Here is a 24,440-nt window from a genome sequence, read left to right on the forward strand (position 1 = left end):
CCTCCCTTTACCTTTTCTTCATTTACTTTTTATTTATCTCGTAAGTTTCTTCCCGTCAATGTAAGAAATACTGTTTCTAAGTTGGGAGCCTGCTCCTCTAATGAACGAATTTCAATATCATGATTGATACAGTGTTGAATGATTTTATTTAAATTATTTAATCCCGCATCAGAATTCACTTTAATTACGTTTTCTTCAATTTGAACTGCTTTCACACCGTTGATCTCTTTTAACTTTTCTACATCTAAATTTTCTACTGACTTCACTTCAATCCAAATATCTTTCGTATCTGTAATAATCGCTTTTAGTTGTTCTTTCGTACCTTCTGCAATCACTTTACCGTGGTCGACAATTGCGATTTTCGTACAAATCTCTTCTACTTCTTCCATGTAGTGGCTCGTGTAAATAATAGTGCTTCCCATTTCATTTAACTTCCGGACAGACTGAAGAATATAGTTTCTTGACTGCGGATCAATTCCAACTGTCGGTTCATCCATAATAATTAACTTCGGTCTATGTGCAATTGCACAAGCGATATTCAATCTTCGCTTCATCCCGCCAGAAAAGTTTTTCGGATAGCTTTTCTGTTTATCACTAAGTCCTACAAATTGAAGTGCTTCCTCTACTCTCACTCTTAGTTCGGCCCCTCTTAATCCGTACAATCCAGCAAAGAACTTCACATTTTCATAAGCAGTTAACTCTTCATAAATCGCAATATCTTGCGGAACAATACCAATATTCATCTTTGCAAATCGATTATGTTTCTTTATATTTTTTCCTAGTATGCTAATTTCGCCTTCATTACTTCTTAACAAACCAGCAATCATATTAATTGTCGTACTCTTACCAGCACCATTCGATCCTAAAAAGCCAAATATTTCTCCTTCTTTAATAGATAAAGACATATTATCAACTGCGATGAAATCACCAAATTTTTTCGTTAAATTTTTAATTTCTAATGTATTCATCATTTCACCCCTATTTCGGTTTCTCTGCTGTTATTATAAACAAAAAGAATGAACCTGCTCAGTGCAGAAGTTCATTCTTTTCACATGAGAATATTCACTTTTTTCATATGAGATGATTCATCTTCGTCCCATTCTCTTATATCGGAAACAACATTGTCACTGAAAAACCACTTGTTCCATCTACAATAATTTTGCCGTTTACTGATGCTGTTCGCTCCTCCATCCCCATAATACCGAGACCTTTCTTAACAAGAGCTGCGCCTTTCCCGTTATCCTTCACTTGCACCTTAACCATCTTGTTAAGCACATGAATATCTATAGAAATAACTGTCGCATCAGCATATTTCATTGCATTTGTTAGTGCTTCTGTAACATTCTCACCGATAATTTTCCACTGAATGGGAGAAATCATATCTAAGTTCCCCTTGTATACAAAAGGAATATTCACATCATTCTTACCGGCAAATTCCTCTATGAATAATTTCATACGATGAATACCAATTTGCTCAGTTGGTGGCTTCATATTTTTTAATGTAATGCGAATACTTTCAATTCCATCTTTTGAAATGTGAATTGCATTTTGTAATAACTCCGCTGATTTTTCTTTATCTATTTCCATTAACCTTTTTGCTGCTTCCATTTGAATTAATGCACCCGTCATCGAATGGCCAATTTTATCATGAATTTCTTGTGATAACCGATTTCTTTCTTCTAACTTAAACGTGTATTCTGATTGTCTTATGTACTCTTTATTTTCATGTAAGCTTTTCGTAAGTCGTTGCATATCTTTTCGCATCTTATCATTTTGCGATTCAAGCTTTACTACACGCGATATATATCGATCTGCAATAGTTAAAACGAGAAAAGAAAATGCAACAATTAATCCATAAGTCATTCGAATACTTTCATCTGCAATTGTAATTGGGAGCATCATAATGACAAAGCGTGGCCAATTCTTTTCTATGTAATAGAATGTAATTTCGTATAAATTCAAAGGTAAAAACAAAATAAAAAATGGATGAACCCTCCATGTAAATAACATAACTACGCCAATTGACATACAAATTAATATTTTTTTATACGTATCTTTTTTAAATATAGAAATCATTACGTTTATAGAGATGTAAATAAGTAAAGTAAATATAACCCACGGTAAATTTGCTACATTTGCGTAAATATAACTAAACACAATATATAAAAAAACAATTAATTTACTTACAGTTAACCAAAATTCCATATCATTAATCTACTTTCCCTGTTAAGTAATAAATCGCGATTTGTGTGCGATGTTCAAGTCCAGTTTTCCCTAAAACTGACGTAATATAATTTGCAATTGTTCCTTCAGATATAAAAAGCTGTTTCGAAATTTCTTTATTTGAGAAGCCTTTTGCAATTAATGCGATAATACTAAGCTCCCTTTCTGTGAAAAGACTCTTATCAATTTTACATTCTTCCTCTTTACTTTCCATTAAATTAGACTTAATTTTATCGAGGACAACATCTTGCATAACAGTTTGACCGTTATATACTCCTTTTATCGCATCACGAATCCGCTCCGGATCGTTATTTTTTAATAAATAACCTTTCGCTCCGTTCTTCACTGCATCCAAAATATATTCATCATCATCAAACGTCGTTAAAATAAGCGGTTTTGTTTTCGTCTCTTCACAAATGAATTTCGTCGCCTCTACCCCGTTCATATTTGGCATGCGAACGTCTAATAGAGCGATATCAACGTCGTTCTTTTTGCAATACTCCACTGCTTCTTTCCCATCATTTACTGTATCTACTACTTCAAACTCTTCGTATGTATTTAAAATAATTTTCATGCCCTCTCTAATAAAAGAGTTATCATCTGCTATTAATATTTTAATTTTCATGTTTGTTAGTATGGACCTTCCCCTACTAACATTCACATCCTTTCTCCGTGTAACATTTCCTACTTGCTCATTATATACTTCTCTTTACCATTTTTTCACACCTTTTTTCATCTAGCTCTCCTGCAAAAAATATATTATTCTTTTTTTACAAAATGTGTAGGGTGACTTATCATTCTTTACGTCTATATAATAGAATGCGTCAAAAAGGAGGGAGAGACCCATTGAGGAAAAACAATTAATTGAAAAAGCACAACAAGGAAGCGAACATGCTTTTCGTATCCTTGTGCAAACATATCGTCATTATATTTTCCAAGTTATCTTTTCTATTTTAAGACATGAAGAAGATGCGAAAGATGTTACACAAGAAGTATTCGTAAAAATTCACGCCTCTCTCCCTAATTATCAATTTCGCGGATTAAAAACGTGGATGGCACGTATTGCCACCAATCACGCTATTGATTATAAGAGGAAGAAAGCTAGAGAAAGTGAAGAACTCTCCTTATGTAAACAAGCTGAGGAAAATATACAGTCCTCTCATAATATTGAGGCTTTATTATTGACGAAAGAGCAGAAATTACTCATTGCTCAAAAACTGAGAGAACTTCCCGAAAATTATCGTGACGTTGTTCTCGCACATTACTTAGAAGAAAAAAGTTATCAAGAAATTGCTTTACAGGAAAACATCGAAGTGAAAACAGTCGAAATGAAACTGTATCGGGCACGAAAATGGATTAAAAAACATTGGAAGGAGGAAGAGTTTCTATGATGCATTATTCAAAAGAAGATTGGCGCAATTATACATTAGATTTTATAGAAAGCAATGAACGTGAATCTATGGAAGAACATCTTTATGAATGTGATCATTGTTTAGCACTTTATATGGAAAGTATTGATGAACAACATGAAAACCTTCCAATGATAAATGATGATTCATTTACGAACGAAGTTATGACGCAAATTAATTTTGAAACGCTACAACCTAATGAAAATATAAAAACAAACTCACTAAAGCGCACGATCATTCACTACATAATTGCGACTGCGGCTACAATTATTTTTATGGTAAGTGGTTTATTCCAATATATTTTTACAGCGACATCAAATTTCGAGAAATCTTCAAAACATAACGAGTCTTCTATCTCACAACAAATTGTAAACAAATCGGTAGATACATCAAAAAAGGACGGAGGTTTAAAGCATGAATAAAAACCCCTTTTTAGCACTTGTATTAGGGCTAATTCCTGGGCTTGGACATTTATACTTAAAAAAGCTAGGACGGTTTATTTTATATAGCGGAGGATCTTTATTTCTATTCTCCTTTGCAGTATTTTGTACCATAGTAGTAAGAGAACGTGATATTGCTTTTCTTTCTCTATTTTTACTAGCTGTTCTATGGGTAATTAACTTACTAGATTTAGTTATCACCATTATAAAACAAACGAAAAAACAAGAAGCTGGAGAATTGATAAATTCCTCTAAAGAGAGCGAACGATTTTATATCATTCTCCTATCCATCATCCCTGGACTTGGCCATTTCCAATTAGGACTTATGCAACGCGGACTTACATTTTTAGTAGCTTGCACAGGAATCGGCAGTATGATCATTTTCGTTGCACTTTTGACATCGCAAGAAAGTTTTCTTATCTTCCTTATTACGTTACCTGTTTTATGGATTTATAATTTCTTTGACGTTGTTCAGCAACTACAGAAAAAAGAACGTGGCGAGCAATTAATTGACCGTACTATTTTCGAAGATTTTGAAGAACATCGAGAGCAGGGAAAGAAAAGTAAAACATTTGCTTCTATTTTAGCGATGTTCCCTGGAGCAGGTCATATGTATTTAGGCTTACAACGCCGTGGCCTTCAGCTTATGGCAGCCTTCTTACTATCTATTTATTTACTCGACTTATTAAGACTTTCTGCGTTTTTATTTTTAGTACCAATCATTTGGTTCTATAGCTTTTTTGATGCGTTACAGCAAACAGCAAAATACGGAAAAGAACGAGTACAAGACGAACCCATTATCGATTATTTTATAAATCATCAAAGATGGATCGGTATCGGATTAATTACACTCGGTGGTTATTATTTATTAAATCAAACAGTCCTTCCTATTTTGAATGATTATTTTGTAACTATATTTAATATTCATCTTAGTGAACTATATTATCGCTATTTCCAGACATCTATCGTTGCGCTCCTTTTAATTGGCGGCGGCTTTAAATTGTTACTTGGAAATAAAGAAAACAAAGGTGGGACAAGCGAATGAGGACTTGGCGTGTTGGAACATTCTCAATGGGGCTTTCTATTATATCGTTAGGATGCTTTTTACTATTTTCAGTCGTAAAAGGAATTCAAGTATTAGATGCACTAACTGCATGGTGGCCAGTTTTACTTATCATACTTGGAGCTGAAGTTTTACTATACCTTCTATTTTCTAAGAAGGAACAATCATTTATTAAATATGATATTTTTAGTATTTTCTTTATCGGTGTTTTAGGAAGCGTCGGAATTGCTTTTTACTGTTTATTATCAACTGGATTACTAGAAGAAGTTCGTCACTCTATTAACACAACGAGGCAAACGAGTAATATTCCAGACGGACAATTTGATATACCTGAATCTATCAAAAAAATCGTAGTAGATGCAGGTCATCAGCCTCTAACTATAGAGGGAAATAATACAAATCAAATTCACCTTTTGGGAACTTATGAAATGACGACGAAAGCAAATGAAAAACTCAATTTAAAACAAGATGATTTCCTTTCAGTTCAAACGGCTGGAGAAACGATGTATATCACTTTAAAATCATTACCTGTTCAGCATACGTTATTTAATTCAGCACCACAGGTGAAACCAACGCTTGTTCTTCCGCAAAATAAAAATGTGGAAATTCGCGCTTCAAATAACGAGCTATCTCTTTATCCTGGCCAATTACAAAATAATTGGTTTGTACAAAACAACTCAAGTGTATCTGTTCATTTAGCTAAAGAAAGTGATGTTTCTTTAACAGCAATAACAAATCAAAAAGAAACACACGGAAACACACCTTGGGAGCAAGTAGAAGATTTAACGAAAAAAGAAAATAATTCTTCAGAAGAACATCCAGAATTAAACGAGCAAGAACATTGGTATAAAAATTCGATTAAAACTGGAAATGGGACGTACAAGTTAAATATTGAGAAAGCTTATAATTTGAATATGAGCGTTATCGAAAAATAAGAAAAACCTTCCACAATTGTGGAAGGTTTTTCTTATATAATCGCTTTAATTCCTTCTAATATTAATCCAATCATAAATCCACACACAGCACCGTTCACACGGATCCACTGCAAATCTTTACCGACATTATTTTCAATCATTTCGATTAATGTTTTATCATCTAACTTATCCAGGTTTTCTTGTACAAGCTTACCGATTTTCGAATGGTTCTTCTCAACAAGATTCACAACTTGTTTTTGTAACCAATCTTCTATTTTTTGAACAGTCATTTCGTCTTCTTTTATTTTATTCATTTGTTTTTGTAAAAATGGAATAACATATTCATCAGCAAATTCTTCATTATTTACAAAAGTAACTGCTCTTTGTTGCACTTGCTCTAGCATCTCTTTTATTTTGTCAGTAGCATTCCAATTCGCAATCCACTTTTCTTTCCAATTTTCTAATTCCTTTAATAAGGCTTCATTTTCTTTTACATTGATAATTTCTTGACGAATCTTCGCTAATATAAGTTGTCTTGTGCTATTATCAGCCTCTTGTAAGCTGTTAATATTACTAATGATAAACTTCTGCAAAATGCCGCCAATTTTATCTTCATCTACAATATTCATAAATGATTTCAAAGTAAACTGCAAGAATCCATCTACTTTTATATTTTCCATCGCCTTCATACCTAAGCTACCGAGCTGGTAACGAGCTTCATCTTGCGCTGTCCAATCTTTTACCTTCACTAATATGTAATCAAGTGTCTTTTCATCATATTCTTGCACAACTAATTGATCAACAAGCACTTGTAAAATGTTACTTGTATTAATTGTATGCAAATATGTTTTTAATTCTTTTTCAATAATAACAGCTAACTTTTCTGTATCTATTGTAACAATTGCTTTCTCTGCAATCGTTACAATCCCCTTTTTCACAGCATCAGACTGCATTTCTCTCTCAGCAATTTGCAGTACCATTTGTGCTAACTGCATCTCTTTTACTTTATTCGTAATACTTTCTTTCGTCAGCCATTCATTTTCTAACGTATGAATGAGCCCTTTCGTTACCCGTTTACGGTTTTTAGGTAACAAAGCTGTATGCGGAATTGGTATTCCCATCGGATGACGGAATAAAGCAGTAACCGCAAACCAATCCGCAAGTCCACCAACCAATCCAGCTTCAAATCCCCCTTGTATAATCTCTCCTGCTACCGTTCCTTGAAAAGGGATAGAAGCCGCAAAGCCGACACCCATAACCCCAAGCGAAATACCCGCTATATATTTAGTCTGTAATGACATCGTATACACATCCTCTTATTATGTAAAATAAAGCTTTTTTGTTGTATTTATTCAATATTAGTTATCCTTTATATATACTATAAAGAACTATTGTGAAAATAACAAAGATTTTTATGTACACGAAAAAATGAGGCTACAACTAGCCTCATTTTTCTTATACCGTTAATTCCAAACCTTTCCTATAGTATTCATTCATTATATCTTTTGGAACCATACTTCCACCCGTTCCCCACACAATATGAGTACCTTTTTTCACCTTCTCTGTTAACTGTTGCTTTTGTAAATACTCATCTTCTTTACATACTTTCACTGGCCCTATCATACCTGCTAGTGCAGAAGGCTCTAAATAAATATTCTCCGTATCAGCTAGTTCTTTTAACAATCTATATAACGCTTCATCGCTTACTGTGTAATTCCCACTCAAAAATGGTTCCATCGTTTTGCCGACAAATCCAGATGGCCTTCCTACCGCAAGTCCATCTGCATCTGTTACATTATCAATTCCGATATCTTGAACAGCAATTTTGTCATGAAGGCCTGTCATTAAGCCGAGTAACATACAAGGAGAATGTGTTGGCTCTGCAAAGAAACAATGAACATTGTCTTTATACAATAACTTTAAACCGAATGCTACTCCGCCAGGGCCTCCTCCTACTCCGCACGGAAGATAAACAAATAAAGGATGATTTTCATCTACTACAACCTCTAACTCTTCTAATTGCTTTTGTAATCTTGATGCTGCTACTGCGTATCCTAAAAATAAATCATGCGAGTTTTCATCGTCTACAAAATAACAGCTAGGATCCGCATCCGCTTGTCTTCTTCCTTCTTCTACTGCTTTGCTATAATCATCTTCATATTCAATAACGTTTACACCTTTACTTCTTAATAAATCTTTCTTCCATTTTTTTGCGTCTGCTGACATATGAACAGTTACATTAAAACCTAGATTCGCACTCATAATCCCTATGCTAAGTCCTAAATTCCCTGTAGAACCTACTGCAATTGAATATTTCGAGAAAAACTTTCTACATGTATCACTATCTAAAACGGAATAATTATCTTCTTCTGTTACCATTCCGTGCTGCAATGCTAGTTGCTCAGCATGTTTCAACACTTCATAAATGCCGCCCCTAGCTTTAATTGATCCTGATATTGGAAGATGACTATCACATTTTAATAATAATTCTCCTAAAATAGGTTGCTCATATTTTCTCTCTAAAGCTTCTTTCATAGAAGGTATTTTCACTAAAGGTGATTCGATTATGCCGTTCGTCCCTTTCGTTTCAGGAAAAACTTTCGCAATATATGGTGCAAAACGCTTTAATCTCTCTTCCGCATCTTTTACATTCTCTTCATTAAGTGGTGAATCTTTTATTGCTGTTTCATACTTTTCTATGTTTGGGTTTATCCAAAACACTTCTTCTGTTGCAATAAGCTTATTCACTAATGGATATTCTGCTTGTAATACCCCTATTTCTTTCATTTTGTTTCCTCCTTATATCCTTGTAGCTCACCATACAATAAATTATAATTAAATTAATTTTAATATAGTTTAACACAAATAATCCAATTAAGTTAATTTTAATTTAATTTATTTAAATATAATTTAATAATTATTAAGGAGATTTTCATTATGGAAAATATAGATATTGGTAAAAAAATTGAAAAACAAAGAAAAGAAAAAGGTTTAACTAGTAAAGAACTAGCAAAGATGGCCGATATTACACCATCAATGTTAAGTCAAATTGAGCGCGGGTCCGCTAACCCTTCTATCCAAACATTAAAAGTGCTTGCTAAAGCTCTTGATGTGCCAACATTTAGCTTTTTACTTGAAGATACAAATACAGACGATTTAATTGTACGTTCCCATAAACGAAAGAAAATGATTATTGATAATTTATCATATGAAATGCTTTCACCTGATTTCACTGGAAATTTAGCAACAGCAATTATGACCATCCCACCTAATACAGCTTCATCAGAAAATGTATTAGAACATAAGGGTGAAGAATTGGCATTTGTATTAGATGGGAAAATCACATTATATTTAAATGAGGAAGAATACATATTAGAAACTGGCGACAGTGTAAAGATACCTGCTTATTTAAAGCATAAATGGGTGAATCATTTTGAAAAAAACGCGATAGTTTTATTTTCTGTTACTCCGCCGATTTTTTAATGTATAAATAAAAACAGGTTACTTCTTATGAACTACACCTCCAATTGTTAGACTGTGTCTAACAATTGGAGGTGTAGTTTTTTTATGACTAAATTTACTTCAGAAAACAAAATGAATGCAGCAATACATTATCAAGATGGAAGTGAGAGTATAAAAGATATTGCGAAATCATTGAGAACGAATCACGAAGTGGTTCGAATATGTATAAAACAATTTGAATATCATGGAATCCGAGCATTTGAAAAAGACTATACAACGTATTTTGTACAGTATAAACTAAGCGTACTAAATTATATGTTCGAAAATGGGACGTCTCCAAACGAAACAGCAGTTATTTTTAATATTTCTTCATCTGGACTTATTAGAAAATGGCGTATTCAGCTATGTCAAAAAGGAGTAGACGCCCTTAAATCTAAGAAAAAGGGGCGTCAATCTATGACTAAGGACAATCAAAAATCAATTAAGAAACAAACACAAACAGAAGAGTCAGTAGAAGCATTACAAGCTGAATTGGAGCGTTTGCGTATGGAGAATGCTTATTTAAAAAAGTTGAATTCCTTAGTTCAAAACAAGGAGAAATCACCAAACAAGATAAGGCGCAAATAATCTATGAACTAAGGAAAGCATTTCCGGTAAAGGCACTTTTAAAATTAGCAGAACTCCCACGAAGTACGTATTATTACTGGATACAGAATTCTAATCATCCAGATAAAGAGCTAAAGGTCTTAATTCAAAACATTTACGATGAACACCAAGGTCGTTATGGATATCGCCGTATTCGCGATGAGTTAATGAACCAAAGACACAAAATCAACCATAAAAAAGTTCAACGAATTGTGAAAGAGTTAGGTTTAAAGAGCCTAGTTCGTATGAAAAAATATCGCTCTTATAAAGGGAAAGTAGGTAAGATTACGCCAAATATTTTAGACCGTAACTTTAAGGCTGAAAAGCCAAACGAAAAATGAGTTACAGACATAACAGAATTAAAATTATGCGGCGAGAAGCTCTACTTATCACCGATGTTAGATCTATTTAATTGAGAGATAATCGCTTATACAATTGATTCAAGACCAACCTATTTACTTGTATCAAAGATGTTACGATAATGCGATTATTTAAAGTTTCTTTGGTATTATAAAATCTGAATTTCTTTATCTAAAAGATTTTGAAAGCATAGAACACTTTAAACAAGAATTTGAAAAATATATCGATTATTATAATCACAAACGAATTAAGGCAAAATTAAAAGGCATGAGCCCGGTACAATATCGAACTCATGCCCTAAAAGCTGCCTAATGAAACGACTTGTCAAACTTTCTGGGGTCAGTTCAACTTTTAACGAACCCATACCATAGTTTAGTATTAATGTTACTAGCTAACTCAATAGCCCCTTTACTATAAAAGCACCTAGATGCCTTCATATGATTATCTTCATCATAATATTTGATGGCTAATTTCCCATTATATTTTTGGAAGTATTCATATAAAGTTTCCTTGGTGTAATATTCATTCCTAGATATTATGAGTTTTTCTAGCTCTTCTTCAGGAATATTTAGATGTATGCTTTTAAGATTTGGAAATGATGGTCATATTCTATATTTTTAAATCATTACTAATTTCCAATCCTGTTTCAAATACATTCAATACTTTGTCTTCCCTCCCCAATTTTGCAAATTCGCAAGCCAAAATTAAAATACTCTATAATTGTTAAGGGACTCGGCAATTACTTCAGATATATGACGAATTGCTAATTCTGATAAATTCTAACTGTTGTATAAGAATCTTAAATTATGACAACCGATAAGGCAAGCATGATTCTCTTCATTTTTCTTAAATATATCCAAAGCAGAAACTAAACGCTCTTCAGCTAATTCATAATCGTTACGCTTACAAAAGATACCTTTGGCCTTACCTACTTATTGTAGAGCTACTACATATTGTTGATTGTGACCGTAAAACATAGCCATATTATAGTAGAATTCTGCATGTTTTAATTAATCTGGAATTTTCTGTCATTATCTCTTCCTAAGCCATACCACTAGTACTCAAAAATTCTTTTCTCTTAACTTTGATATCCCCTTATTTACCGGGCATTTTACTTTCACTTCCCAGTGTCCATGTACTGTAATCCTTACCTGCGGATCAAACATTTTTAATTCATCTACACTGAAAATAATGCTTTTCTCCTCAAATTTTTTTTGCTTAGTGTTTACTTTCCCTATCACTTCATTCTGCCAAAACACTTCTAATGAAGCCTCACTTTTAGGGTCTCCCAAGTATTTATATACAACTTCAACTTCCCCTGTACGTTCAATTAGTTGAAAAAAACACTTCTTCATGTCTATGGGACTATTAAGAACAATGTTAGTTCCACAGGTATATGGCTTAAAGTATGAGCCATCAAGTTCTGTAAGACAATTTACTTTATGATACCAATGTCCTATATAATCATTTTTAACGACTATTTTATTCGGGTTAAACTTGGGATCATAATAAAATATTATATCATTTGATGTATTAAAACCTTGTCCATACGCGTGTGTATGAGTTTGTCCAATTGGTGTAGTAAGGTCGTTAATCCAAAACACTTTAAAAAAAGAATCTACCGGCCTGGCTTGATAAGTATTAATAATGATATAACCTGATTTATTTAAAGGTAATTCATGATAAATTTCGGGAACCGACGTGTATAATCTTTCTCCACATCCATAGGGTTTTGCAACAGTTCCATCTCCGTCATCAATAATGAATATACCCCCTTCTACCTCTAAATCCATTAAATCTGTCTCCATTGCACAAAAAAATGTACCATCTTCAAAAAAGAACATTACATGATAGAGTTTTTCTACTTCATAATGCCCTGTAAATCCTTTTACAAACTCTCCATCATATTTCAATTCCTTAGTAGGTGGATATATTATACCTTTTAGCCCCTTATATGCCCCTTCTTTAACCAGTGCTATTTTCCCAATATTAGGATCTCGGGGATCTAATTTTGGTCTAGGAGCATTAATAGTACTAATACTATTACGCGTATTTTCACTTATAACAAAATCAGACAATCTTTTATCCTCCCACAACATGTAGTTCTATTGATTCATCATTTAATACAGTGCGGTCCACAGCAATAACCATCCCCTCACCAACTTCAATCATAATGGATTTTTCAGTGATGTCTTTTAAACCACCAATATATGCATTTTCTTTACATGTAAGCATAATAGCTTTTCCAATTTGATCTCCTAATCCACAAATCGGATGAGATTTCCAATTACTCTTCATATCATCACCTCTAAACTATTCAAGTTGTAATACCCGCTTTATAATCGCTATTTATAATCAAACCCAAACTACGCAAGAATATAAACAATTAAAGCTTTCCATTATTAAAAAACTGCATGTTTATTGGATTTTATTTAATAGTATTATAGGTAAATTGAATTATTTTTTATCTGAATGTAGAATTATTTTTTATTTCCTTAAAATTCCCCCTCAACTTTTTCAGCATATAAAACGATACTTATAATAGAAAGAGGTGTTTTAATTGTATAAAACGATGCCAAATTCAAAAGAAAGAGAATTTATATACAATAGCTCATACAACAAAGGGCATATAAGCACTCCTAGCATGGTAGCTCACTGTATTGGCCTAAGTACTCACGCAAAATTGGTTTACTCAAACATTTTGAATTACATTTATAAAAAAGGAGAATTCGCATTCCCAAGTATTTATAGATTATCTATATCTTGTTCCTGCTCAATAAATACAATTATTCGTTATATTAATGAATTAGTTGAAAAAGGATTTATAAAAAAAGAGGTCCCAGGTCGCGGAAAAAGTAATCGATACTACATAATAGAATGTGATAAAATTCCACTCCTAAAAGTATCAGAAATGATGTGGGAAGTAATAGATACACTTGCAAAAAAATATGGTTGGAAGGATATTATGAAATGTAAAAATTCAATATTATCTTTTCTCAATCAAAATAAATATTCATTACATCATATGGAGATTCAGCAAAATACAATAAACCACTTAAATGCTTTATTCCTTCATGTTTTAGAGAAAAAAGAATTAGATATTGAAATATTAACTAGTAATTTTATATTTAAAAATCAATCTATTATATAACAGTTTTGAAATTACAAAATCATATAAAGAATTTATAAACATAATGGGTGGTGTGAATATTGAATGAACCTTATGTTACTTGTGCACAATGTGTCGTTAGGGATTGGTGCCAACGTAGAAATGGTACTACTCCCCTGCCACAGGATTATACGATAAATCCTGAGTGTGGCGGTTATATCTTACTTAATCAGGCTATAAAGCTTTCTCAAATTCCTTTAGAATATCAAAATGCAAATAAAAGAAATTTCATAATAGACACGGACAACAAAATGTACAAAGATTACATTATAGATACTTTTAATTCAATTAAGGAAATTGTTAAGAATGGAAATAATCTTGCTTTTATACATCCACAAAAAGGAACTGGTAAATCATATACTGCTATAGCCTTTGCAATGGAATATATATTTAAATCAGTAATGAATCCTTCTTTATTTAATTTCGAGTCTCCGCTTGTACTCTATATTAAGTATGGTTCATGGGCAAATGATCTACGCCAAATTTATCAATTAAATGATGAAGATTTCACACAAAAAGTTTTACAACAAGTAAAACTCATGAAGACGGTTCCCTTACTAATACTTGATGATATAGGAAATGGAAGATTTACAAATTATATTAGAGATTTTACTTATGATGTGATTGATTTTCGTAAGGAAAATAAAAAATCAACATTTTTCACTTCTAATCTTACACTCCAACAATTAGAACAAGAGAATTGTCTTGGAGATATTATTACATCTCGTATGTTATTTAATACTGTTGTATATCAATTAGGAGGTCGTGATAGAAGACAAGAAAAAAGTTATATTTTGAAGCCCATTATATAGAGGTCTCGTCATGCAACGAGCTCTTTCTACAATCCATTTAACAATAATATGATAAATATGTAAAAATAGTATTACAATTAATATATTTCCATAGTATACTAATTTACATGATTAAATTTTCAGCTTATGAATTGAGAAGGAATGTATTAAATCCTTATATATAAATATCTGTAAAATAAAAGAAGTTAATTAGAACAAAATAAAGCATCAATATCTGTTTTGGATAGTAAGATGCTTTATTCCATTAGAGTTCTGATTTAATCTTCTATTCTTTTACGCCTCAAAAACGAACATAGGTTCTTTTATTTTTTGATAAAAATAGAACATACGTTTTATTTTAAACCACAAAGGAACGTAGGTTCTATTTTTTCATCTTAAAAACGAACATAGGTTCCGTATTTTGTTATTAAAAAAATCGCAACTATTTCCATTATCACATCGATTATTATGTCGAGATTAGATGAAAAGGAGTCTATATTATGCCATCCATTGAAGAATTACAACTATTAAACCATATATTAGAAAATAAAGATTGGTCTTCAATTGATCAAAATGGCCTTGATGAAGAACATTTTCCTATACATAAAGATATTTTTAATTACATTAAAAATTTTAAGAAATTACAAAAACAACTTCCAACAATAGAAACCGTAATGAATATGTTTGAAGAATTTGAAATGGTCGAATTAGAAAAAACAGAATTTGTAGTAGATGCCCTTAAAGAAGATTGGTTACATAGAAAATTCAAGCCCTTTCTTCAAAAAGCAGCAAACCTTGTCGCTGAAAAAAAAACTGTTGAAGCTATTTTAGATATTAAATTAAATGCCACGAATATGTTAAAACTTGCGAATATTGACAACAAAGGATACTCATATACTGGAATGGCGGATACACGTAAGAGTAAATACATATCAATTCATGGTAGAGATGAAAATGAAATTTTAGGAGCGACTACAGGTTTTAAAACATTAGATTTAGCAACTAATGGATTAGTAAGTGATGGACAAGAAACTGATTATTTTCTTGTTTTCGCGCCATCTAACATGGGTAAAACATTAATTTCTTCATTTATGTTAATGTCCGCTTGGAATAGTAATATCGAGTGGGATTTCCCTGCATACTTTGCTTTAGAACAACGTGCTGAAGAAATTGCACGAAATTGGGATCATGTCCTGGCTGGTGTATCAAATTTAGGCATACAACGTGGTACTATGTCCGCTGAACAAAAAGACCGTTACATATTCTTTTTAGATCAACTAAGGAAAAAGCAAAAAGATATGGTCATCTATGATATTCAAAAAAATGGTGGTCGCCCCTATTCAGTTACTGAAATACAGCGCATCCTTGAGTCTGAAGGACATACTCGCTTCGTTTTAGATCAATTATCAAAAGTACGTTTAAATAACTCCAATAATAATTTTGGAGATTTAAGACAAAGATTATTTGATATATCAGCAGCAGTACGTGAAATGATTTTAGGAACAGGAATTCCAGGTTATGTAGTAGCACAGGCTAACAGAGAGTCCGCTAAAAGAATTAAAAAAAGTCTAACTGATAGCACGATGACTGGTGAGGATATCGGGGAAACTTATGCAATTTTCCAAGATGCTAGCAAAGGTATATCTATTATCAAAATAAATGAAACAACCTTTAAAGTACAGGTCATAAAAAATCGTGGCAATGCTAGTGGTCAAAGTTTCATTGTGCGATATAACTTTGATACAGGACTGATTAGTACCATTAACAATCAGTACGAAAAACAGTTCTTCTAGTATTAATAATGGAGATGAAAATACATGCAAAAAGCAAGAAATATAGAAATGCTCGAAAATACATCACTGGATATACCAAGTCTAATAGATGATTTGCGTTTTAAGTATCAGTATTCCCTTAGATACCAAAGTAACCATGCAGCATTTTCAAGGAAAAATGATAACGGCAATTATATAATGTGTTGCTGTCCGAACCATACAGAAACAAGACCATCATTTGGGATTTCTAAAACCCCTCCCTATCACACACACTGTTTCTGTTGTGGATACTTAGGAACCATAGATTGTGTAATTGAAACCGCTTTTGTTTTAGAGCAAGGCAACGGATTAAAAGCCCTATTATCGAATTACTATTTTGAAAACAATCGTAAACCTTTAGACATTTCAAAACTCTTAGCTACAAGAAAAAAATGTATAAAAGCAAATACGTTATCCGAAGAAACACTCAAAAAATTGGATGAGGAAAAATTTAAAAATCAAGGGATTTACAATGTAGCAATGTCCTATTTAATTAATCAGCGTGGAATAAACATGGAGACTTTAGATACTTACGAAATAAAAATAGATGTCAGAAATAAATGTATAGTATTTCCGCAGCGTACTCGAAACGGGGATCTTCGCTTTTTACAAAAACGAAAAATTGGAAGCCATTATAAGGGTTCAAAATTTATCAACGAAGGATTACCAAACAAAAAAGATATTTTATTTGGACTTCATTTAATTAACCAACTACGAACATCACCCAATCGGATTAAAAGAGTTCGTATCGTAGAATCTCCTATAGATGTAATGAGTAACTATCAAGTAGGTATTCCTGCTGTTGCAATTAATGGGAAATTATTATTTAAAAACCAAATACGCGAATTACATCTAGCAGGTATAGTGATTGTTGATCTATTTTTTGACAATGACAAAGCTGGAAAAGATGCAACACAAAAAGCAACAAAACAATTAATACAGGAAGGATTCACGGTCAATCATACGCTCTATCCACCCCAATTCACTGAAGATTCAAAAATCGACTCCAATGACTTACTTAAAATGGGATTACTAGATAAATTAAATACAAATTCAATTAGTTTACTAAGCAGTAAATTTTAATTCATTCAAATAAAGGGGATTTATATAATGAACACAGCAACTATAAACTTTCAAGATTTAATAATGGAAATACTAAACTCTGAATCTATAGCTAAAATTTTTAATTTCGAATTATTTAAAGTGAGAAATCAAGACAAAGAAGATGTGAAACAAGATTGTATCTTGCGCATAATGAAATCTCTTCAACAAACAACAGTTCCATCTGAAAAGCTACCTTCATTCTGTCAAACAATTATTAAAAGAACCGTGGTTGATTACTATCGTTATACAAATAGAATGGTAGAACAAAATTCGACTTCTGTATTTTATTGTGATGGATTTATTGAAGACGATTCTAGTGACAACAATTGCCCTACATTTTGCCAAGAGTCTTACGAACAAGGATATGAATTCTCAATTGTTAAAGCAGATTATGAAATACATAGAAATAAATTTACTCCGACTGAACAACATGTTATCGAATACATGCTATATGACGGCTTAGGAGTCTGTATGAATTTAGCCGAAATCGCAAACGAACTTAAAATTAATAAATCGCACTCAACAAGAGCATTAAAGAAATTGCGTAGCATTTATTGTTGTTAATATACTTAGTTCCCTACTATCTCAAACAACAATCACCCAAAAATATTGTAAAACAATTAAGAACATTTTGTAAACAAAAGTGACTTTTATTTTTATTATAAATTCCGCAACTTTTTAATTAGTTATTACGATAACTATTAATTAGTCTAGTATATACAACTAGTATACAACATCGACAATAATTTTCAAAGGCGTTTTATCTGTTTCTTATTAGATTTCAGCCTTCTTTTATATATAACACTTCATTACATGAACTTTACTGGAAAATTATTAAGCTTAGCTATTCAATTATTACTATTAAGTATTGGTTAGATTCATAACTTACAGTCTGCATTTTAAAACTTAAGTTTTATTTATTTATATAAACAGAATAAACAAAGTTAATTTAAATAAACCTTTATATCGATATATAACAATTTAGAGACGGTATATATATTAAGGAGGAAATAAAGTATGACAACAATAAAAGGATTAGATGCAATTTTAAAAGTGGGAAATACCTTTCTTACGTTTAAAGATAAAAAACCACTTACACTTTTATTTATCGATTGGTATGAAAATCTGGTTGGTATTCGCGAGCATTATGAACCCACCTTAAAACCCAAATATATACGTTGTCCAGGGACAGGTGTGTGCCCCCTTTGTCACGTTAATCCGAGTAAATATCCGAATTTAAAGATTAAATTACGTGTATATGATCCATTAGATAATAAGATTAAGCTAGTCTCTTTAGCGAAAACTCACATTCAAAAATTACACACAGATTTTAATCTTTACATGATTGATCCTACAAAAGACTTTGTCACTATTTCTAGAAGTGGAACAGGTGCTAATGATACCACTTATTCAGCTAAACCATACCATTATACTTCAGTGGATGAAGAACCTATATTAAATAAACCAGACTTTAATGAAATTGAAATGCTTGATATATCAATATATATAACTTCTCATAGTCCTGATGAAATCCAAGAATTTATGAATGCAGCATCAACAATATATAATTTACAGCAAGCACAGTTTCAATGTAGTTCCCCTACTCTTCCATTGGCTACTGAAGGTTTTGATGAAAAGGAACAATTGAGAACTACTAATCATAAATTACCATTTTAGAAAACAGTATGGAATTTTAATTTCTATTATTAAATATAGAAAGGGACGATTATTTCGTCCCTTTTTGAAGTAAGGAGTTGTAAATTTTGTTTTTTAGATCAAATGAATCCAATCAGGACATTTTTACACTATTAAATAGGCGCGAAGTAAAAGAAAGCACACAAAAAACTCGTATAAAAAAAAATGAGAAAAAAAAGATTACGATAAAACAAAATCAATATATTCACGGAATTAATCATTCAGTAAAACTACCTTCAAATTACTATTTAATACATACACCTGAACAATTTGAAGAATTTATTACCAAGTATAAGGTGTATAAAACCTTACATTCGCAAGCTTATACATTTATTGATACGAAATCCACTGGTTTTAATCCTTTTAAAGACTCAATCATCTCAATTACGATTGGATTTATGGATAACAGTTTTTTTTATATACCTATTAAGCCTTTTAAACATGGATTATCACAGCATATCTCTACATTAAGTCTAGAATACACGATGAAAAAACTCTCACCACTATTAGAGAAAGATACCTTATTAATACTTAGTAACAGTAAGCAACACATTCATGCTCTATATAATTGGTGTGATTTTGACATTACATATAATATCTTTTGGGATACTGAGATAGCTGCAAGCCTATTAAATGAGAACCATCCAAAAGGTGTAAAAGAATGGTATAAAGAATATGTATTACCTCATCTTATTTCAAATGGAACCATTTTAAATACCATTGATAGAAAAAAATATATGATTGAAAAGACACTCTATGATCAGCTACAACATCATGTAGCTACCTACTTCGCTTGCTATGATATTTTTATGCTAAAGTCTGTATTCGAGTATCAGAAAAGGATTTTTGAAAACCCTAAATTTAATCTTGTTCCTATATATAAATTATTTAGGGAAATAGAGATGCCTTTAATAGCCGTACTTACTACCGCTGAAAGAAAAGGAATTGAAATTAGTGAAGAATTTCTAAGTAATGATGTAAAACAAATACTCCAAACGAAATTACAATCCGTAAAAAAAGAAATATTGAATTACCTAGGTTCCACTATCACATTAAATAGTTGTATACACCCACCTAAGCAACAAAATAAATATAATGGCGTAAATAAATTAACAAGCACTTTGTTTAATATAAATTCTCCAGCCCATTTGGCCCAAAAACTTTATATTGATAACGCTATTCTAAAACCTATCATGGAATATGACAAAGGTTGCAAAAGTGTGGTTTCCAAACTAAAAACAGATAGAAAAACGCTGATACGTAATCTATCAAAGCATCCTGTAATTCCTCTAATTCTAGAATATCGTCGCTTAGTGAAATTAATAAGTTCTTTTTGTGACTCCCTACCCAAAGAACAACAAGGTACTATTGATAATAAAATCCATCCTATCTATAACTCTGTAGGAACTAAAACAGGCCGTATGAGTTGCTCGTCACCAAACCTAAAGTTGTGGGCTGCATAAAGGTGACTTTATGTGTAAGCAGATCGTTAATTCAGGGGAAACTAAGGGTAATTACCTATGTCAATCCTGAGCCAAGTCTAATAGGGATATTAGAAAGGTGCAGAGACTACTTAAATTAACCTAGAACAGGCGAAATAAGCACGAAAGCGATCCACCCTTCTACAACAGGGTGATGATATAGTCCGATACTCTTTGAAAAAAGAGAGCAAGGATAAAGAGCCTTGCATTACTACAATGACAACAAGTACCAAGTAAAGCTGATTTTATACGTATGGCCTTTAGAGCAGAAAGAGGTAGATTGTTCACCAGTATTGACTTCAGTTTACAAAACGTTGGCTGAAGTCGTTAATCTAAACCTACTCAAAACAGGGAACGCCCTCATGTAACGGTGGAGCGAATCCTGTGCTTCTAGTGACAAGAAGTGCAACGACTGCTTGTTAATTATCATCTCGATTCATAGTTAACAAAATAATGAGTCGTCTATCAACCAGAATTGATAAATCAATCGAACTCATTTATACGGTAGGCTATGGGCTTAGTGGTCACAAAATTCGCCCATTATTTGCAGGAATGCAACAGAAGGTATAGTCTAATCCGGCTCCTTTAAGGAGCGTTGAAGTACCATGAAAATGGCGGTATACATACAACAAGAATTACGTTGGCTCGCAATAGTAACACAAGAACCGGTTCTAATTGAAGCCTTTAAGAAAGGTTTAGATGTACATAGTCAAATCACTTGCCAAATTAAGGGGTTTACTTATCACTTGTTTGAGGATATTCGAAATTATAAAAGAGAGACACTAAAAGAGACTCAGCATCATATACAACAGCTTATAAATAAATGGTCAGATACTCCAGAATGTCTATATATCTTGAAGATATATAATATGAAGGAACTAAATAGTACTACCATTCCTACTCTAGCAAATGCTTTTGAATTGCTTAGAAAAGAAATGAAAAGCATTGTATTCGGTAAATGGATTGCCGAATTCAAATCTCACTCAAAACAGGGAAACCTAAGTGTATAGGCATAAGGCAATCCTGTGCCAAAGCGTTCATTCGAATGGCAGGTGCAGAGACTTATAGCGTTCCGCGGTTAATAAACAACCAATCTAACGAGTTCGCTTAATGTGAGAAGCAGCTTAAAATAGTTGCTAAGGTATAGTCCACTCCCTTAGGAAACTAAGGGGTTTAAGTGACCTTATATGGTATAACAGAAATCGGTTTATCTGATCAATTAAATATTACAAAAGTAGCAGCAACCTCCTTAATTAATCAATTTAAAAATCAATTACCAAACTTTTTAAGGTGGGAAGCTGAAACACATAGAGAAGTTTTAACTAATGGTTATGTAAAAGATTTGTTTGGTAGAAAAAGACGTTTTAAAGAAGCAATTCTAAAAGCTACCTCTTCCTCCACCTTTAAGAACGAAAATTCAGATTGGAGATTAGAGAAAATAAAACGGCAAAGTTGTAACTTTAAAATACAAGGAACTTCTGCGACACAAGTTAAAAAAGCTATGGTGAATTTATTTTATCCCACTCGCTCAGATGGCACAAAATGCTTAGATAGAGTTGAATGGCTACAGGAGAATTACAAATCTATACTTGAAGATCATGATATACACATCGTATTACAAATACATGATGAATTAATCTTTGATGTACCACAAGATATTTCCCAAGACGTTTTAAAAGAGATTTCAAACATCATGCTAAATGCCATACCTTCTACCCATTTAGGAGTGACATTTCATTCGGATATTCATACCTCTCCATATTGGGGTGGTACATTTTCAATCGAAGAAATTAGAGAGTACTCTAATAGTGATTTAGATTTCAATAGATTATTTCATCAACAATTTGAAGAGAAAATAAACGACTTTCTTAATTCAAAGTTTTAGGTGCATTAAATAGAAAATGACTTGAAAATTAAACATTATAATTTCCGCCTTGATTAAATGAAATAAAAAGATAAATAAAAAAACGTACACTTCTGTACGTTTTTTATTATCTTTAGTTTCTAATTATCTATACAAAAAATTGAAATACCATTTCAACTTCTGCCTCATTTGTATATTCAACCCTAGGCATAGTACTTGGATTACCATCAATAGCTAACGACAAAGGTGCCAGACTAACCATTGGTGTAGGTGTTGTTAATGAAACCTTACATGCAGTTACCCATTCTACACCATATTTTTGCCGTGCCGAGTCATTTAATTTCACATCAATTCTAGAAATATTTCCAAAGTTCGTTACTGACTCTCCTGTTTGCTTATTAAATCCTTTAACCGCAATACCGTTACGTAACGAGTCATACGTTACAATATACTTCTCTGATGCAATTGTGAGAATTTTATACGGCATTGCACTCTTAACAAATTCAAATGCATTTGGTCGTTTGTCAGGCTTTCTAGTACTCATCTCAAATACTTTAATTAATTCAATATCTTTAAGTGATAATTGTCTCTTTTTTCCCCCACAATTGCTTGCTGTATCATATGGTGCAGGAGCTATATCATGAGATAATTCACCTGGAATATCAATACAATTAAAGCATCTTTCAATAGATTCTATAATCGTAACAAAGTTTAATAATTCAAAATCTATATTTGTACGTTCTAATTCATATAATTTTTGTTCAAGCATCTCTAATTCTATTTCCAAACGACATTTTGTAATAGAGGAACAATCTGAACTAGCTATATCGTCTCTCATACGCTGCATAGCATCTTCAATAGCTACGATTTCCTCATACAAATCTCCAAACCTAATTGTCATTATCACTTCCTCCTCACTTTTTTTTCGGAGCCTTAGTAGGATCTAATGTCCAAGTGATCCAATCGCTTACATCTTTTAAAGTACTTACATGGAAGTACTCTCTACACTGTCTAAAGAAAGGAATGATAGGACTATTCCAATTCCCTGGCCCTATTTTCCCAGGTCCTTTTCTTCCAGGAAGAACTGTATATATAGTTTTCATAGGCACTAACGCATAACGATTAAATACTTTAAGGCTATTTAGCTTCCCGTCAACCTGATCGTATGTAACTTCTTTATACAGGCGGTGTGAAGGTTCGCTACTGCCCTCTAACTTTTGTCTATCATCTGATACAAGAATAAGAGAATTCTCTACAGGTTTACCATTTATTACACTTTTATCTATCACTTGATCAATCGAATGATAAATTGCAGACATACCAGATTCAGGGAAATCCGATCCTCGATTAAATGTTAGCGTACTAATATCAGAAAATGCTTGTGCTAATCCTTGTACATTTACACTTTTATTCAGTAGAATTCTCCAAAAGTTCGGCCTATTCTTTCCTGCTCTGTCTGTAGGATCAGCGTAGGCCACTAATGATACTTTACATGGGATTTTAGCAGCTTTAGCATAACGTTCGATTTCATTTGCTGTGGCAACCAATAAGTTTCTAACACGCCCTCCAGGTTCAAGGCCCCCTCCTTCAAACATGGATTCAGAAATATCCACAACGAAAATAATATTAACCCCTGTGACTGTAACAGGTGGTACCCACGGATCCGGTTTTGGATAAGGTAAAACTTGTGGTTTTCGTGCATAAGAAGGTCTCACGCACTCCCTTATACATTCCCTGATTTTATACATTAATGTATCCAAGTTTTCACCAGATTCAAGTCCTGATTCCATGATTACTTCACGTATAGCTTCTAATTCATCTACATATTGCCGTAAAGCATCTACTGAATATGGATGGCTATGTGCCATACCCTTACGCAAATCTTTAATCATTTTATCTATTTCTTTAACATATCTCATAATACTTTTAAGTTTAGGCATATCGATTGTAACCTCCTAACCAAATATAGTAAGCCCATTATAGGAAAAGGTGTGTCAAATGACACACCT

At 32.4% G+C, this 24,440-nt stretch carries 23 protein-coding genes and 1 pseudogene; 15 read left to right on the top strand and 9 right to left on the bottom strand.

All coding sequences use genetic code 11. From position 1 onward, the window contains the following. Positions 1–29: 29 nt before the first annotated feature. The 3 genes from MRP26_RS03005 to MRP26_RS03015 all read right to left on the bottom strand — a co-directional run bounded on the left by MRP26_RS03005 (position 30) and on the right by MRP26_RS03015 (position 2,848). On the bottom strand, positions 30–968 hold the full coding sequence (locus MRP26_RS03005; RefSeq protein WP_001093826.1) for an ABC transporter ATP-binding protein: 939 nt from the start codon (positions 966–968) through the stop codon (positions 30–32). A 136-nt stretch (positions 969–1,104) separates the two neighbouring features. Next, complete coding sequence (locus tag MRP26_RS03010; RefSeq protein ID WP_088114240.1) at positions 1,105–2,205, bottom strand: sensor histidine kinase; 1,101 nt, start codon at positions 2,203–2,205, stop codon at positions 1,105–1,107. A 4-nt stretch (positions 2,206–2,209) separates the two neighbouring features. Beyond that, positions 2,210–2,848, bottom strand: a complete 639-nt coding sequence (locus MRP26_RS03015; RefSeq protein ID WP_000694106.1) for a response regulator transcription factor — start codon at positions 2,846–2,848, stop codon at positions 2,210–2,212. A 283-nt stretch (positions 2,849–3,131) separates the two neighbouring features. Here MRP26_RS03015 and MRP26_RS03020 point away from each other — a divergent pair, with 283 nt between their 5' ends. Genes MRP26_RS03020 through exsE form a run of 4 tightly spaced genes read left to right on the top strand, consistent with a single transcriptional unit; the run spans position 3,132 to position 6,070 of the window. Further along, the gene (locus tag MRP26_RS03020) at positions 3,132–3,614 is read left to right on the top strand and encodes an RNA polymerase sigma factor (RefSeq protein ID WP_242805958.1); all 483 of its coding nucleotides are present in this window, start codon (positions 3,132–3,134) and stop codon (positions 3,612–3,614) included. After that, a complete protein-coding gene (locus MRP26_RS03025) occupies positions 3,611–4,054 on the top strand; it encodes a hypothetical protein (RefSeq protein WP_242805959.1) in 444 nt (147 codons plus the stop codon). The genes MRP26_RS03020 and MRP26_RS03025 overlap by 4 nt, the downstream gene beginning before the upstream one ends. Next, a complete protein-coding gene (locus tag MRP26_RS03030; RefSeq protein WP_053564791.1) occupies positions 4,047–5,117 on the top strand; it encodes a hypothetical protein in 1,071 nt (356 codons plus the stop codon). The genes MRP26_RS03025 and MRP26_RS03030 overlap by 8 nt, the downstream gene beginning before the upstream one ends. After that, a complete protein-coding gene (gene exsE, locus MRP26_RS03035; RefSeq protein WP_242805960.1) occupies positions 5,114–6,070 on the top strand; it encodes an exosporium protein ExsE in 957 nt (318 codons plus the stop codon). The genes MRP26_RS03030 and exsE overlap by 4 nt, the downstream gene beginning before the upstream one ends. 32 nt (positions 6,071–6,102) lie before the next feature. On the opposite strand, the gene MRP26_RS03040 is transcribed toward exsE, so the two are convergent. Together MRP26_RS03040 and MRP26_RS03045 are read right to left on the bottom strand one after the other, a co-directional pair. Then, a complete protein-coding gene (locus MRP26_RS03040) occupies positions 6,103–7,350 on the bottom strand; it encodes a DUF445 domain-containing protein (protein ID WP_242805961.1) in 1,248 nt (415 codons plus the stop codon). A 154-nt stretch (positions 7,351–7,504) separates the two neighbouring features. Further along, positions 7,505–8,836 (bottom strand): D-serine ammonia-lyase, encoded by a 1,332-nt coding sequence (locus MRP26_RS03045; RefSeq protein ID WP_242805962.1) that lies wholly within the window; start codon positions 8,834–8,836, stop codon positions 7,505–7,507. Positions 8,837–8,986: 150 nt separating this feature from the next. Here MRP26_RS03045 and MRP26_RS03050 point away from each other — a divergent pair, with 150 nt between their 5' ends. Together MRP26_RS03050 and MRP26_RS03055 are read left to right on the top strand one after the other, a co-directional pair. Continuing rightward, positions 8,987–9,532, top strand: coding sequence for a helix-turn-helix domain-containing protein (locus tag MRP26_RS03050; RefSeq protein WP_197241840.1), 546 nt, complete (start codon positions 8,987–8,989; stop codon positions 9,530–9,532). A gap of 84 nt (positions 9,533–9,616) precedes the next feature. Continuing rightward, positions 9,617–10,828, top strand: a pseudogene (locus MRP26_RS03055) (IS3 family transposase). Between the two features lie 749 nt (positions 10,829–11,577). Here the strand turns inward: MRP26_RS03055 and MRP26_RS03060 are convergent. Together MRP26_RS03060 and MRP26_RS03065 are read right to left on the bottom strand one after the other, a co-directional pair. Beyond that, positions 11,578–12,594: a hypothetical protein gene (locus MRP26_RS03060; protein ID WP_197241841.1), complete on the bottom strand. Its 1,017-nt coding sequence runs from the start codon at positions 12,592–12,594 to the stop codon at positions 11,578–11,580. A gap of 4 nt (positions 12,595–12,598) precedes the next feature. Then, a complete protein-coding gene (locus tag MRP26_RS03065) occupies positions 12,599–12,814 on the bottom strand; it encodes a hypothetical protein (RefSeq protein WP_000841663.1) in 216 nt (71 codons plus the stop codon). Between the two features lie 262 nt (positions 12,815–13,076). On the opposite strand from MRP26_RS03065, the gene MRP26_RS03070 reads away from it, so the two are divergent. The 9 genes from MRP26_RS03070 to MRP26_RS03110 all read left to right on the top strand — a co-directional run bounded on the left by MRP26_RS03070 (position 13,077) and on the right by MRP26_RS03110 (position 22,452). Beyond that, positions 13,077–13,667 carry a helix-turn-helix domain-containing protein gene (locus tag MRP26_RS03070; RefSeq protein ID WP_042972363.1) on the top strand — a complete coding sequence of 197 codons (591 nt, stop codon included), beginning with the start codon at positions 13,077–13,079 and terminating at the stop codon, positions 13,665–13,667. A gap of 59 nt (positions 13,668–13,726) precedes the next feature. Further along, on the top strand, positions 13,727–14,497 hold the full coding sequence (locus MRP26_RS03075; RefSeq protein ID WP_097961807.1) for an ATP-binding protein: 771 nt from the start codon (positions 13,727–13,729) through the stop codon (positions 14,495–14,497). Positions 14,498–14,976: 479 nt separating this feature from the next. Continuing rightward, positions 14,977–16,269 carry a DnaB-like helicase C-terminal domain-containing protein gene (locus MRP26_RS03080; protein WP_197241843.1) on the top strand — a complete coding sequence of 431 codons (1,293 nt, stop codon included), beginning with the start codon at positions 14,977–14,979 and terminating at the stop codon, positions 16,267–16,269. 24 nt (positions 16,270–16,293) lie between these two features. Then, on the top strand, positions 16,294–17,370 hold the full coding sequence (locus MRP26_RS03085) for a toprim domain-containing protein (RefSeq protein WP_242805963.1): 1,077 nt from the start codon (positions 16,294–16,296) through the stop codon (positions 17,368–17,370). Positions 17,371–17,397: 27 nt separating this feature from the next. Then, the gene (locus MRP26_RS03090; RefSeq protein WP_001090549.1) at positions 17,398–17,955 is read left to right on the top strand and encodes a sigma-70 RNA polymerase sigma factor region 4 domain-containing protein; all 558 of its coding nucleotides are present in this window, start codon (positions 17,398–17,400) and stop codon (positions 17,953–17,955) included. Between the two features lie 453 nt (positions 17,956–18,408). Beyond that, a complete protein-coding gene (locus MRP26_RS03095) occupies positions 18,409–19,068 on the top strand; it encodes a hypothetical protein (RefSeq protein ID WP_242805964.1) in 660 nt (219 codons plus the stop codon). Positions 19,069–19,154: 86 nt separating this feature from the next. Next, positions 19,155–20,549, top strand: coding sequence for a DNA polymerase (locus MRP26_RS03100; protein ID WP_242805965.1), 1,395 nt, complete (start codon positions 19,155–19,157; stop codon positions 20,547–20,549). A gap of 623 nt (positions 20,550–21,172) precedes the next feature. Beyond that, positions 21,173–21,577, top strand: coding sequence for a DNA polymerase I (locus MRP26_RS03105; protein ID WP_098434629.1), 405 nt, complete (start codon positions 21,173–21,175; stop codon positions 21,575–21,577). A gap of 167 nt (positions 21,578–21,744) precedes the next feature. Further along, entirely contained in the window at positions 21,745–22,452 is a 708-nt protein-coding gene (locus MRP26_RS03110) for a DNA polymerase (RefSeq protein ID WP_097961813.1), read from the top strand. A 127-nt stretch (positions 22,453–22,579) separates the two neighbouring features. Here MRP26_RS03110 and MRP26_RS03115 read toward each other — a convergent pair whose 3' ends face one another. After that, positions 22,580–23,332: a hypothetical protein gene (locus MRP26_RS03115; RefSeq protein ID WP_242805966.1), complete on the bottom strand. Its 753-nt coding sequence runs from the start codon at positions 23,330–23,332 to the stop codon at positions 22,580–22,582. A 13-nt stretch (positions 23,333–23,345) separates the two neighbouring features. Beyond that, positions 23,346–24,371, bottom strand: a complete 1,026-nt coding sequence (locus MRP26_RS03120; protein WP_097961815.1) for a vWA domain-containing protein — start codon at positions 24,369–24,371, stop codon at positions 23,346–23,348. Between the last annotated feature and the right edge of the window lie 69 nt (positions 24,372–24,440).

Source organism: Bacillus sp. CCB-MMP212 (genome assembly GCF_022748145.1).
Classification (GTDB): Bacteria; Bacillota; Bacilli; order Bacillales; family Bacillaceae_G; genus Bacillus_A; species Bacillus_A cereus.